General features: G+C 64.7%; 14 protein-coding genes. 6 read left to right on the forward strand and 8 right to left on the reverse strand.

All coding sequences use genetic code 11. The annotated features are described in order from the left end of the window. Position 1: 1 nt before the first annotated feature. The 4 genes from AC1RR3_RS17965 to AC1RR3_RS17980 form a co-directional block, all read right to left on the reverse strand. Complete coding sequence (locus tag AC1RR3_RS17965; RefSeq protein ID WP_492824444.1) at positions 2-346, reverse strand: SRPBCC family protein; 345 nt, start codon at positions 344-346, stop codon at positions 2-4. Beyond that, complete coding sequence (locus AC1RR3_RS17970; RefSeq protein ID WP_492824445.1) at positions 346-810, reverse strand: ArsR/SmtB family transcription factor; 465 nt, start codon at positions 808-810, stop codon at positions 346-348. Before AC1RR3_RS17970 ends, AC1RR3_RS17965 begins: the two co-directional genes overlap by 1 nt. A gap of 116 nt (positions 811-926) precedes the next feature. Further along, on the reverse strand, positions 927-1205 hold the full coding sequence (locus tag AC1RR3_RS17975) for a DUF3551 domain-containing protein (protein ID WP_492824446.1): 279 nt from the start codon (positions 1203-1205) through the stop codon (positions 927-929). A 150-nt stretch (positions 1206-1355) separates the two neighbouring features. Next, positions 1356-2330: a Bug family tripartite tricarboxylate transporter substrate binding protein gene (locus AC1RR3_RS17980; protein ID WP_492824447.1), complete on the reverse strand. Its 975-nt coding sequence runs from the start codon at positions 2328-2330 to the stop codon at positions 1356-1358. A gap of 125 nt (positions 2331-2455) precedes the next feature. On the opposite strand from AC1RR3_RS17980, the gene AC1RR3_RS17985 reads away from it, so the two are divergent. Both AC1RR3_RS17985 and AC1RR3_RS17990 read left to right on the forward strand, forming a co-directional pair. Beyond that, positions 2456-2875 (forward strand): VOC family protein, encoded by a 420-nt coding sequence (locus AC1RR3_RS17985; RefSeq protein WP_492824448.1) that lies wholly within the window; start codon positions 2456-2458, stop codon positions 2873-2875. A 220-nt stretch (positions 2876-3095) separates the two neighbouring features. Next, a complete protein-coding gene (locus AC1RR3_RS17990) occupies positions 3096-4676 on the forward strand; it encodes an ATP-dependent acyl-CoA ligase (protein WP_492824449.1) in 1581 nt (526 codons plus the stop codon). A 53-nt stretch (positions 4677-4729) separates the two neighbouring features. Here the strand turns inward: AC1RR3_RS17990 and AC1RR3_RS17995 are convergent, their stop codons facing one another. The 3 genes from AC1RR3_RS17995 to AC1RR3_RS18005 all read right to left on the reverse strand — a co-directional run bounded on the left by AC1RR3_RS17995 (position 4730) and on the right by AC1RR3_RS18005 (position 9014). Beyond that, entirely contained in the window at positions 4730-5824 is a 1095-nt protein-coding gene (locus AC1RR3_RS17995) for an HD-GYP domain-containing protein (RefSeq protein ID WP_492824450.1), read from the reverse strand. A 410-nt stretch (positions 5825-6234) separates the two neighbouring features. Continuing rightward, a complete protein-coding gene (locus tag AC1RR3_RS18000) occupies positions 6235-8526 on the reverse strand; it encodes a xanthine dehydrogenase family protein molybdopterin-binding subunit (protein WP_492824451.1) in 2292 nt (763 codons plus the stop codon). Beyond that, positions 8523-9014 (reverse strand): (2Fe-2S)-binding protein, encoded by a 492-nt coding sequence (locus tag AC1RR3_RS18005; RefSeq protein WP_492824452.1) that lies wholly within the window; start codon positions 9012-9014, stop codon positions 8523-8525. The genes AC1RR3_RS18000 and AC1RR3_RS18005 overlap by 4 nt, the downstream gene beginning before the upstream one ends. 312 nt (positions 9015-9326) lie before the next feature. Here AC1RR3_RS18005 and AC1RR3_RS18010 point away from each other — a divergent pair, with 312 nt between their 5' ends. The 4 genes from AC1RR3_RS18010 to AC1RR3_RS18025 all read left to right on the forward strand — a co-directional run bounded on the left by AC1RR3_RS18010 (position 9327) and on the right by AC1RR3_RS18025 (position 11896). After that, positions 9327-10091 (forward strand): alpha/beta fold hydrolase, encoded by a 765-nt coding sequence (locus tag AC1RR3_RS18010; protein WP_492824453.1) that lies wholly within the window; start codon positions 9327-9329, stop codon positions 10089-10091. 24 nt (positions 10092-10115) lie between these two features. After that, positions 10116-10457, forward strand: coding sequence for a hypothetical protein (locus AC1RR3_RS18015; protein ID WP_492824454.1), 342 nt, complete (start codon positions 10116-10118; stop codon positions 10455-10457). Positions 10458-10660: 203 nt separating this feature from the next. Further along, complete coding sequence (locus tag AC1RR3_RS18020; protein WP_492824455.1) at positions 10661-11332, forward strand: dienelactone hydrolase family protein; 672 nt, start codon at positions 10661-10663, stop codon at positions 11330-11332. A gap of 84 nt (positions 11333-11416) precedes the next feature. Further along, positions 11417-11896, forward strand: a complete 480-nt coding sequence (locus AC1RR3_RS18025) for a hypothetical protein (protein ID WP_492824456.1) — start codon at positions 11417-11419, stop codon at positions 11894-11896. A gap of 1 nt (position 11897) precedes the next feature. Here the strand turns inward: AC1RR3_RS18025 and AC1RR3_RS18030 are convergent, their stop codons facing one another. Continuing rightward, positions 11898-12647 (reverse strand): polysaccharide biosynthesis/export family protein, encoded by a 750-nt coding sequence (locus AC1RR3_RS18030; RefSeq protein WP_492824457.1) that lies wholly within the window; start codon positions 12645-12647, stop codon positions 11898-11900. Positions 12648-12884: the final 237 nt, after the last annotated feature.

A 12884-nucleotide genomic window follows, 5' to 3' on the forward strand; every position in this document is an offset into this window, starting at 1 on the left:
GTCAGGCGACGAAGGCATCGAGTTTGTCGAGGAACGAGGTCCAGCCACGCTGGTGGTTGTCGCGGGCAGCCTCGTCGACAAACTGGGCGTGGTGGAAAACCATCAGCGTGCCGGCGCTGTCAGGTTTCAGCGTGACGGTCACCAGCGATTCGCGTTCCGGCGTCGAGTGCCACGCCCAGGTGAAGACCAGGCGTTCGTTCGGCACGACCTCACGATAGGTGCCGCCGGCCTCGAAATATTCGCCGTCGTCACGGGTGAAGCTGATGCGGTAGCGGCCGCCGGTGCGGACGTCGAGCTCGGCGTTCAGCGTCGCCGGTTTCATGTTCGGCGGCCCGAACCACTGCATCAGCTGCGCGGCTTGCGTCCAGGCGGCGTAGACTTTTTCCGGCCGCGCGCGGAGCCGGCGCGTGAGCGTGAGGCTTGGCCGTTCTGTTGGCTGCTCGGCACTGCGGGGATCGGTGTTGACGGCTGCGTTGGCCATGTCTCTTCCTCCACAAAGGCGGCGAGGCGATCGAATGTCTCGGACCAGAACTGCGCGTAGCGATTGAGCCAGTTCATCGCCTGTTCCATCGGCTGCGCGGTGAGCCGGCAGGAGACCGTGCGCCCGGTCTTCTCCCGCACGATCAGGCCTGCATCGCTGAGCACGTCGAGATGCTTCATGATCGCCGGCAGCGAGACCGGAAACGGCGCCGCAAGTTCGCTCACGGACAGGCTGTCCTGCTCGCCGAGGCGAGCCAACAATGCACGCCGCGTTGGATCGGACAGCGCCGCAAAGGTTCGGTCGAGCGCCTCATCCTGATACTTAACCATATGGTTTAGTATAGATGCGAACGACGGCGCGTCAAGCAGGAACCCGCCTGCGCGGGCCTGCACGACGACGTGATCGCGACCCAGGCCCGATCGTCAGTGCTGTGAAGGTGGCGCGGCTAGTAGGGCGCGACGGGCCGGGTGCGTCGGCGCGGCTGCGGCTGACGCTGCGGCGCCTGGCCATAGGCCGTCAGCGGATTGGGTCCGCAATACAGCAGACGGCCGGACACGCTGGCTTGGCATTGCTCATAGGTGCTGTAGGCGCATTCGCCGGGATAATCGTATTCCCCGCCCTGCGCACACCAGGGATAGTCGCGCGCCGCGGCAGGCATGACGGTGACGACGCCGGCAAGGACCGTCGCGCCCAGCGTCAGCAACGCCAATTGCGTCTTGCGCATGATCCCAACTCCTCTCTTGGTGGCGCGAGATACGGCGCCATCTATCATCAGGTTTCGCCGCGGCGTTTTATTCCAGATCAACGAGCCGACGCACGAAAGAAAAAAGCCCTGCCTGATGGCAGGGCTCCATCCCCGGTCATCACAACATCGCTACTCGACTTTCAGGCCGGCGAACTCGACCACCTTCTTCCACTTGGCGGTCTCGGCCTCGATCTCCTGGCCGAACGCTTCCGGCGTCTGCACCAGCGGATCGCCGCCGAGCTCGACCAGGCGCTTGGTCATGTCGGGCTCCTTCATGAGCGCGTTGATCTCGGTGTTGAGCTTGGCGATCAGGTCCTTGGGCATGTTCTTCGGCGCGCCCATGCCGAACAGCGCGCTCGCCTCGTAGTCCTTCACGGTCTCGCCGATCGCAGGCACGTCGGGCAGTTGCGGCGAGCGCTGCGCGGTGGTGACGCCGAGCGCGCGCAGCGAGCCGGAGCGGATGTGCTGGATGATCGAGGGCATGTTGTCGAAGATCACCTGCACCTGGCCGCCGAGCATGTCGGTGATCGCGGGCGCAGCGCCGCGATAGGGCACATGCTGCATCTTGCAGCCGGTCATCGCCATGAACATCTCGCCGGACAGATGCACCGAGGTGCCGTTGCCGGAGGAAGCCATGTTCACCTTGCCGGGATTGGCCTTCACGTATTCGATGAATTCAGGAACGGTCTTGGCCGGCACGTCCTTGTTGACGGTCATCACGTTCGGCACGCGCTGGAACGAGGCGATCGGCGCAATGTCGCGGACGAAGTTGAACTTGAGGTTGGCGTACAGCGTGGCGTTGATGTAGTTGGCCGGATTGACCAGCAGCACGGTGTAGCCGTCGGGCTCGGCGTTGATGACGGATTCGGTGCCGATATTGTTGCCGGCGCCCGGCTTGTTCTCGATCACGAATTGCTGGCCGAACTTTTCCGACAGCCGCTGGCCGATCAACCGGGCCAGAATGTCGGTGGCGCCGCCCGGCGGATAGCCGACCACGAACTTCACGGGACGGGACGGATAGTCGGCGGCAAAGGCTTTCGACAGCGGGCTGGCTGCAAGAGGCGTGGCGGCAAGCAGGCCCAGCGCGTTACGGCGAGTGATCATCTCAAGGGTTCTCCCAGGTGTTGTTCTTGAAGGCCAGATATCTTGAAAGTGGCGTCGTTGCGGTTGTAACAAAGCTTGTCGCAGGCGGATAGTGCGCGGCGCGCATCACGACGAAAGGATAAGGCATGCCGGTCAAGGTCGAAGCTCTCGATCATCTCGTGATCAACGTCGCCGATGTCGCTGTGACCGCCGAGTGGTACCGCAAGATTCTCGGCATGGAAGTCAAGGTGTTCGACCCCGGTGGCGGCAAAGCGCCGCGGACTTCCCTTCAGTTCGGTAACCAGAAGATCAACGTCCGGCCGCGCGATGCCGACAAGGTGGAGTGGTTCACCGCGAACCAGGCGACCGCCGGCAGCGAGGATCTGTGCTTCCTGACCTCGGCTGCGCCCGACGAGGTGGTGGCGCATTTGAAGGCACATGGCGTCGCGATCGAGGAAGGCCCGGTTCCCAAGCAGGGCGCCCGCGGCACGCTGCGCTCGGTCTATTGCCGGGACCCGGATGGGAGCTTGATCGAGATCTCGTCATACGAGGACGGTGGCCGGTAGGGCCCTGCTGCCCGTCCCGGACACCGTCATTGCGAGCGAAGCGAAGCAATCCAGAATCGCTTCCGCGGAGGGACGCTGGATTGCTTCGTCGCAAGGGCTCCTCACAATGACGGCGGAGAGACCGCCCTCCCCGATTTGCTCCCCGCGTCATCCGATGGCAGGAAGACGCAATCATCAAAAGGCCGCCGCACGCAAGATGCAGGCTGCACGGGGAGGATTCATGTCTATTCAACAGAGTGCAGCCGGAATCGTGGGCCCATTCGACGGGCTCGACGTGCCATGGCTGTTGAAGATGCGCGCCGAGGTGCGCCGTGATCATCCGTTCCTGATCTGGGCGCCGTTCGACGCGCCGGCGCGGCGCTGGAGCTATGGCGCATTTCACGCGCGGGTCGGCGCGCTGGCGGCGGGGCTGGTCAAACGCGGCGTGAAGCCGGGCGAATATGTGCTCATTCATCTCGACAATTGCATCGAGGCACTGCTGGCCTGGTTTGCCTGCGTCGAGCTGGGCGCCATCGCTGTTACCACCAACACCCGCTCGGCGCCTGCCGAGATCGAATATTTCGCCGATCATTGCGGCGCGGTCGCTGCGATCACGCAGCCGGCCTATGCGGAGATCGTCGCGCAGAACTGCCGCAACATCCGCTGGATGGCGGTGACGTCGCATGATGCCGGTGCGGCACCTGCGCAAGCCGTGGCGCGCGGCGACAGTTTTGAATCGCTGTTCGCCGACAGCGCCGATCGTCCCAAACGCGCGACCGATCCGCTGGCGCCGTGCAGCGTGCAGTACACGTCGGGCACGACATCGCGGCCGAAGGCGGTGCTGTGGACCCATGCCAACGCGCTGTGGGGCGCCAAAATCAATGCCGCGCATGAGGACCTTCATGCAAGCGATGTGCACCAGACCTATCTGCCGCTGTTCCACACCAATGCCCTCGCCTACTCGATGCTGGCAGCGCTGTGGGTCGGGGCGACCTGCGTGATCCAGCCGCGCTTCTCCGCGAGCCGGTTCTGGGGCGTGGCGCGCGAGCACGGCTCGACCTGGACCTCGACCATCCCGTTCTGCATGAAGGCGCTGCTCGAACAGGAGATTCCGAAGGATCACAAATTCCGCCTGTGGGGCACCGCGATCAACGAGCCGCCCGCCTTCGCTGCGTTCGGCGTCAAGATGATCGGCTGGTGGGGCATGACCGAGACCATCACCCATGGCATCGTCGGCGAGGTCGACCAGCCCAACATCCCGATGTCGATCGGCCGCGCCGCGCCGGAATATGTCATCCGCATCACCGACGATGACGGGCGGCCGACCGAAATCGGCGACACCGGCAATCTCGCGATCAAGGGCATCCCCGGCCTGTCGCTGTTCGCCGAATATCTGCACAACGAGAAAGCCACGCGCGAGAGTTTTGACGAGCACGGCTTCTTCCTCACCGGCGACCGCGTCGAGCGTCTGGAAAACGGCTTCATCAGGTTCGGCGACCGCGCCAAGGACATGCTGAAAGTCGGCGGCGAGAACGTCGCGGCCTCCGAGATCGAGCAGGTGATTGCGCTCGTGCCCGGCGTGCGCGAGGCGGCGGTTGTGGCCAAGAAGCATCCGATGCTGGACGAAGTGCCTGTCGTCTTCATCATCCCGCATGGCGGGGTCGCGGGCGCTGCGCCCGACCTGCATGACAGCGTGATGGCCGCCTGCCGCAAGGGCCTTGCCGACTTCAAGGTGCCGCGCGAGATCAGGCTCGTCGACGACATGCCGCGCTCGACGCTGGAGAAGGTGGCGAAGGCGGAGCTCAGGAAGATGGTGGGGTGAGTTCGCAGGGTGGGTTAGCCGAAGGCGTAACCCACCACCCTACGGCATCTCGCCTAGAATGATCCTAGCGCCACCGGGCGGAACGCCTGCAGCAGCTGCTGATCCAGCTTGCCGCCCATGCCTTCCATCATCGTGAAGGCGCGTGAATGGGTGAAGGGCATGCGATAGGCGCGCTTCTCCACCAGGGCGGCGTAGATGTCGACGATGGTCGTCAGACGCACGATGTCGCTGATCTGGTTCGACGACAGGCCATTGGGATAGCCGGAGCCGTCGAGGAATTCGTGGTGATGCAGCACGACGTCGAGCATCTCCGGCGGGAAGCCGCCCTGGGCTGCGAGCGCATCATAGCCGCGGCGCGGATGCTGGCGGACTTCGGCCATCTCCTCGTCGTTGAGCTTGCCGGGCTTGTCGAGCAGCACGGAGGGAACGAAGGCCTTGCCGACGTCGTGCAGCAGTGCGGCGCGGGTCAGGCGGCGCTGGTCGTCCTCGCGCATGCCGAGGTGCTGCGCGAAGGCAACCGCAAAACCGGTGACGAACAGACAGTGGCGATAGCTGCCGACATGGTGGCAGCCGACCGTGGTGAGCCATTCGCGCAGCGAGGAGTGCTTGATCGCCTTCAGGATCTTGCTCTCGGCGGCGATGACGTCGTCGAAGGTCAGGGGCACGCCGAGCGGCAGCTTCTCGAACATCTTTGCCAGCACCGCATGCGCCGCCTCGACGCCGCGGTTGAGCGTCTTGCCGCGATCGGTCGCGTCATAGGTGGCGGTGTCGGGAAACGCGGCGCGGATGCGCTGCAGGATGGCGTCGGGCTGGAGCGGGCGCGAGATCGTGTCGGTGGCGCCCAGCGCCCAGGCCTGCATGGTGCCGTGATGCAGGGCATCGGCAAGCACGAACAGCCGCGGCATCGAATGGTAGGCATCGCCGCGCAGCTTGTTGCGCACGCGCTGTACGCTCTCGGGCGAGCGCAGATTGATGTCGACGACGAGACCGGAGAGATCGCGCGAGGGCTGCTCGGGAATCTCCTGCGTCGTTACCGTCGAGACCTCGCCGACCGCCTTCAGGATGCTGGCAAGCTCGGTGCTCGCATCGCTCCGGTCGGAGGCGAGCAGAAGCCGGCGTTTGGCGGCGGATTTGGCTGGCGCGTTCATGGCTTCCCCAAAAGCACGGGACTGGATTTGGCGTCAGCCTAAGCCGGATCAGGTTCTCTGGCCCTTAAGAGGCGTGCTCAACCGAACCCTGACGGATTGGGTGCAATTTTAGGGATTTCGGGTTCCTTGGCGGGAACTGTAGATGCGTGAAACAACCCCATGCACAGTAGAGATAGCGTTGAAAATAAACGGGATTTTTTGGGTTCCCTCCCGCCCAGCCCTCAGCTGTCGTCGCCCGGCTTGACCGGGCGACCCAGTACGCCGAGACGTCTGCGATTCACCGAGAAGCCGCGGCGTACTGGATTCCCCGCCTTCACGGGGAATGACAGCGAGCTTGTGGAAGTGCCCTCCAAAACAAATCCGCCGGAGGCTCACCTCCGGCGGATTGTCTCAAGCAGCTTGCAGCCGGCCTATGCCTTCATCGCACCCTTCACGGCCTCGGCCGTGATCGGCAGGGCCCGGACGCGGGCGCCTGAGGCGTTGAAGATGGCGTTGCCGATGGCCGGGGCGACCACCGTCACCGCGGGCTCGCCGACGCCGGTGGCCTTCTCGCCGTTGGCGATCACGGCGACTGCGACCTCGGGCATCTGGCTCATGCGCAAGGGCGTGTAGCTGTCGAAATTGGTCTGCTCGATGCCACCGTCCCTCAGCGTCGCCTTCTCGTACATCGCCAGCGACAGGCCCCACAGCGCCGCGCCCTCGACCTGGGCGCGGATGTTGTCGGGATGCACCTGCGTGCCAACATCGGTTGCGACCGTGAGCTTCTTCACGGTCACCTCGCCCGATGCGGCCACCGCGACATGGGCGACACAGGCCGTCCAGCTCGCGGTTGCGCGCTCCTGCGAGGAAACGCAGGCCACGCCCATGCCTTCTCCCTTGGGGAGTTGCTTGGTGCCGTAGCCAGACAAGCCCATCGCGGCGAGCAGCGTGTTGCGCAAGCGCTGCGCGCCGCCGTCGTTCTTGCCCTTGCCGTCGAGCAGCGCGATGCGGAACAGCGCAGGGTCCTTGCCGGTCGCAGCCGCGATCTCGTCGATCATGCTTTCGACCGCCCAGAAGGTCCAGCCGGGCGCCACCGAGCGAAGCTGCCCGGACGGCGTGGCATTGTGCGCGAGCTCGTTCTTGATCGCGCGCACATGATGGTTGGGCACGGTGTAGAAGAAGTCGGCACCGTTCACCGTGAAGGAATCAAGCGGACCCTTCTTGTCGACCGAGGGCGTGAGGAAATCGGGGATTCCCCAGCGCGCGGTCGGCCAGGCCGAGACCACGTCGTGGCTGAGCGCTGTGAGCTTGCCGTCGCCGTCAACGCCGGCCTTCACTTTCTGGTAGGTGAGCGGACGCGAGAAATCCATCGTCATGTCGTTCTCGCGCGAGTAGATCACCTTCACCGGCTTGCCGACCGCCTTCGCCGCCTGCACGGCGGGGACCATCATGTCGGCATCGAGCCGCCGGCCGAAGCCGCCGCCGAGCCAATGCTGGTGCATGACCACGAACTTCGGATCGATCCCGGCCGCCCCCGCCGCAATCGCGCCGGAGCGCGTCGCGAACTGGTTGCCGGAATAGATGTGCAGGATCTCGCCCTTGAACTCCGCGGTGGCGTTCATCGGCTCGAGCGGTGCGTGGATGTTGATGCTGGTGGTGTACTCGGCTTCGACCACCTTGGCCGCCGAGCCGAAGGCGGCTGCGGGATCGCCGTCCTTGACAAAGAACTGGCCGGAATCCTCCAGCTTCTGAAGCCGCTTGGCTTCATCGAGCAGCGACTGGCTCGACAGTTTTGCGTTCGGACCGCCGTCATAGGCGATCTTCAGCGCGTCCGCCGCCTTGCGTGCATTGGCATAGGTGCCGGCCACCGCGACGACCCAGCCCGAGGTGGTTCCGGTCTTGTCGTCGAGGATCACGGCCTTGATGAAGCCCGGTACCTTTTTGGCTTCGCTGTCGTCGACCGATTTCACCGTCGCGCCGAAGCGCACCGGCGGGGTCACCACCTTGCCGTAGGCCATGCCGGGCAGCATCACGTCGATGCCGTACTTGGCCGTGCCGTTGGTCTTGGAGGGGATGTCGAGCTGCGGCACCGACACGCCGATCATGGTGTATTGATCCGGCGTCTTCAGCTTGATCGCCTTGAGCTCATCAGGCGTGAAGGTCCTGGTCGCCTTGCCGCTCTTGACGATGTCGGCAAACGACATCTGCTTCTTCGATTTCGGATGCGAGACCATGGAGTCGCGCACGACGAGCTGGTCCTTGAAATAGGGCGGCAGGCCCATGGCTGCGGCGGCGGCCTCCGTCAGCGCGATCCGGCCGGCAGCACCCGCGCGGCTCATCGCCTCGAAGTTCATCATGGTCGACCAGCTTCCGCCGGTGATCTGCGCGCCCAGCACGGGATCGTTGAACCTCGGGTCGTTGGAGGCAAGGTTGACCCGCATGTCGCTCCATTTGGCGCCGAGCTCTTCGCAGACGATCTGCGCCATGGTGGAGGCGATGTGCTGGCCCATATCGGCCTTGCCGCAGGTCACGGTAACGAGACCGTCAGGCGAAATCGCATACCACACGCTCGGCTCGAAGTTGGAAGGCGCAGCAAGCGCTTCACCGATGCCGGGCACGCCGGCATAGCCGAGCACGAGGCCGGCGGCAGCGGTGCCGACGAGGAAGGAACGGCGGCTGAGATCGGTCGCCTCGGGGCTCACGTTCTTGATGTGCTTATTCATGTGGGCCTCCGCTCATTGCCGGAGGCGGATGCGGTGCGCATCTCGGATGCGGCGCGCATGATCGCCTTCTGGATCCGCGAATAGGTCATGCAGCGGCAGAGATTGCCGTCCATATGCGCGACGACCTCGTCCTTGGTCGGGTTGGAATTCTTCGCGAGCAACGACGCCGCCTGCATGATCTGTCCGGACTGGCAGTAGCCGCATTGCGGAACCTGCTCGGCGATCCATGCCTTCTGCAAGGGATGATCGCCCTTGGCGGAGAGGCCTTCGATGGTGGTGATCTTCTTGCCGGCGACATCGCCGACCATGGTCTGGCACGAGCGCACGGCTTCGCCGTTGACGTGCACGGTGCAGGCACCACACAGCCCGGCACCGCAGCCGAACTTGGTACCGGTCATCTGCAATTGCTCGCGGATCGCCCAGAGGAGCGGCGTGTCGTTCGCCGCATCCACGGACAGACTCCGCCCGTTGATGGTGAGAGTTGGCATAGGCGTCTTCCCCTGCCGGTGCATGAAGCCGCTTACGGCGGCAACTTGTGTTGGCGGACGCCCACCGAGCTGGCGCCGGCCTTGGCGCCAAGAATGATCGCGTTCAGCCGCGGAGGCAAATGCAATTTGGAATCGGTCGAAACCACTCGGCGTCTGGATGTTGTGCGTTGCGAGAACGGAACTGATGCAGCGACTGGACGCAAACAAAGAGCGTGTCAGACATGCATGTCATCGCGGCACGACGGTTTCCTCCAAGTAACTTGGCGGGCTAGGATGCGCGAGGAAACAAGACAAACAACAAGGGTGGGCGGAATGCCGAAGATCAATCGGAACGGCGTCGGGATCTATTACGAAGTTCACGGCAACGGTCCGCCATTGCTGCTGACCCACGGCTACTCATCGACCTCGGCGATGTGGCACGGGCAGGTCGATGCGCTCGCAAAGGACCACAAGCTGATCCTGTGGGACATGCGCGGCCACGGCCAGTCCGACTATCCCGATGATCCCACGGCCTACAGCGAAGCGCTGACCGTCGGCGACATCGCGGCGATCCTCGATGCTGTCGGCGCCGAACGGGCCATCATCGGCGGCCTCTCGCTCGGCGGCTACATGTCGCTCGCTTTCTATCGCGCGTATCCGCATCGCGCCCGCGCACCTTTGATCATCGACACCGGCCCCGGCTTCAAGAAGGACGATGCGCGCGAAGCCTGGAACGCACGCGCGCTCGGCACCGCCGACAAGCTCGACCGGGAGGGATTGGCGATGCTGAAATCCGCAACGCGCGAGCGCGCCACCGCCAGCCATCGCAACGCCAAGGGGCTGGCGCTTGCGGCACGCGGCATGATGACCCAGCGCGACGCGCGCGTGATCGAGCTGCTCCCCGACATCAAGGTGCCCAGCCTGATCGTGGTCGGCGCCGACGACACCCCGTTCCTCGCCGCGTCCGACTACATGGCCGCAAAGATCCCCGGCGCACAAAAAATCGTGATCCCCGCGGCCGGACACGCCGTCAACATCGACCAGCCCCAGGCTTTTGTTGACGCGGTGCTGCCTTTCCTGAAGAACTTGCCGGGATAAGCTGGCCAGAGGGATTTTCCGGCAATGAAGCGAGCGATGTTGGCTGCGGGCGCCGTGTTGCTATCGATGTCTGCCTCAGCGCAGGCCGAGCCGTTCGGCACCATGCCGCCGCGCCAGCCCTTCGTCACGACATTGTCGAACAATAGTCCGCTCGCCTTCGGCATGGACGCCGAGCAAACGGCGCGCGCGCTGGGGCAGCCTCTGCAATATGTGCGGGGACGACCCGGCAACGAGATCTACCTCGCGCTTCGCAACCTCGGCGGCAGCGGACTGATCCCCTACCGCCACCGCCTGTTCCTGCAATTCCGCCACGGACGGCTGGCGGGATGGAAGGAGGATTTTGGCGAGAACTGGATGTGGGAGTGAGCGCGGCCGCGCATCACGCAGGCCAATCGCATATGGCGGCAACGCCGTTGTCCGCTGAAGTTGCGACAGCGTCATGGCCGGGCTTGTCCCGGCCATCCACGTTCTTCTAAGGCGGAAGCAAAGACGTGGATGCCCGGGACAAGCCCGGGCATGACGAGTTTGTGGAACGAGTGAACGACCAATAGCCAAAAAGGACAACCCGCGTGGGACAAGACCTCAAATTGACCGCCTCCGACAATTTCCAGCTCGGCGCCTATCGCGCTGATCCCGCCGGCAGCCCGAAGGGCGCGGTGGTGGTGATCCAGGAAATTTTCGGGGTCAATCATCACATCCGCTCGGTCTGCGATCGGCTGGCCGGGGAAGGCTATGTCGCGATCGCGCCGTCGATCTTCGACCGTACCTCTCCCAACTTCCAGTCGGGCTACACCCCCGACGAGATCGCCGAGGCGCGCAAGTTCGTCGCCAGTCCGGATTGGGATGCGATGTTACGCGACACGCAGGCCGCGATCGATGCCGTGAAGACGATCGGTCCGGTCGGCATCATCGGCTTTTGTCTGGGCGGCAGCATCGCCTTCGTCGCGGCGACGCGATTGACCGGCCTGAAGGCCGCGATCGGCTATTACGGCGGCGCCGTCGTGCGCTTTGCCGACGAGACGCCGAAGGTGCCGACGCAACTGCATTTCGGCGAGAAGGACGCCGGCATTCCCCTGACCGACGTCGGGACCGTCAAGGCAAAGCGGCCGGATGTCGAGGTCTTCATCTATCCCGGCGCGCAGCACGGCTTTCATTGCGACGAGCGGCCGAGCTACGACAAGGCGAGCTCGGAGATCGCCTGGCCGCGCAGTCTGGAATTTTTCGCGAAGCATTTGACGTAACGCGAGAGCGGGAATCGGGTGGCTGCCTCCCGACGCACGGCGATAGAGCTGGCTGTCCAAGCCAATTCACGCCGGGAGAACGCCATGCAGCAGGCCAATACGAACATCGACATTCGCAATCCCTTCGGCACGATGGACGTCCCCGAGCCGAACGATCACGACGTCAAGGACTATGCCGCAACCGCCGCACTTGCCGGCGATGCCGCCGACGTCAATGCGGAGCATTGGGCGGACCTCCCTGCGCGCGCCGATCCGCTCGAGGGCATCTGGGCGAGCCGCTGGAATGGCGGCGCCGATCCGACCATTGCGGGTGATACGCCGGAGACATGGAAGCAGGGGCGCGCGGAAGTTCGCGTCGTGGGGAACCGGATCTATCTGCGTTTCGACTGGGACCATGGCCGCCGGCACGGACTGATCGATGCCGCGTGCGAGGGCGCGCGCCTGCTCGGGAAATACATCAACCTGACCAACCCGGCGATCATGCGGCCATGGGTCGGTTGCGTGGTCGATGCGGCGCGCATCGATGGATGTTTTCCGAACGGACGGCTGGATTTCAGAAGGTGAGCTAGAACCAGCGCTCGCCGACGAACACGGTGTCACCAGGCGCAAGCGGCGTGCCGAGCGGTACGATGGCGCGCATCGAGCCGCCGTTCTCGGTGTGCGTGATGGTGACCACGTCGCGCTTGGCGCGGGGCGAGAAGCCGCCGGCGATCGCGACCGCGCTTTCGACGGTCATGTTCGGCACGTAAGGATATTGGCCCGGCGCTGAGACTTCGCCGAGAATGAAGAACGGGCGGTAGGTGTCGATCTCGACGGCGACCGAGGGCTCGCGGATATAGCCGTTGCGCAGGCGCGCGGCGATTTCGCCGGCAAGGCCCGCGGTGGTGCGGCCGCGCGCGGGAACTGCGCCGATCAGCGGCATGGTGATGGAGCCGCCGGCGTCGATGGCGTAGCTGTTGGTGAGACCTTCCTGGCCATAGACCACGACGCGCAGCTTGTCGCCGGCGTCGAGATGATAGGAGGCGTCGTAGCGCATGGGCGCCGCCATCGGCGCGGCATAACCGACCGGCATGGGCGCAGGTGAAGAGGCAAAGGAATTGCTGAGCGCGGCGATGGCGCCGCCGCCGCTGTTGGCAACGACGACCGGTTGCGGAGCGCTATAGGGCTGGCCATAGGCCATGCCGTCGAGATCGGGGCGCGGCTGCACATAGGCGACGGGGCCGGCGGTCTGCATGCAGCCGCCAAGGCTCAGCGCGGCGGACGCTGCCAGGACCACTGCCGAGATCGACGATCGAAACGCGCGTGCAACTGGCACCGGACCTATCCCTCGAAACGAGACAGCTTCAGTGATGCACTGGTTATGGTTAATAAAGCGTTGAGGGGGGCGGCTGTGGAACGACGCCGCGCTTTACGAGCGCGGTGCGCCCCCTCTCCCGCCTGCGGGAGAGGGTTGGGGAGAGGGTATCTCCACGACGGGACAATCCCCCAGAGGAAAGAACCCTCACCCGCCGCGCTCTTCGAGCGCGCCGACCTCTCCCGCAAGCGGGAGAGG

Source organism: Bradyrhizobium sp. GW821-FHT13H05, from assembly GCF_058804065.1.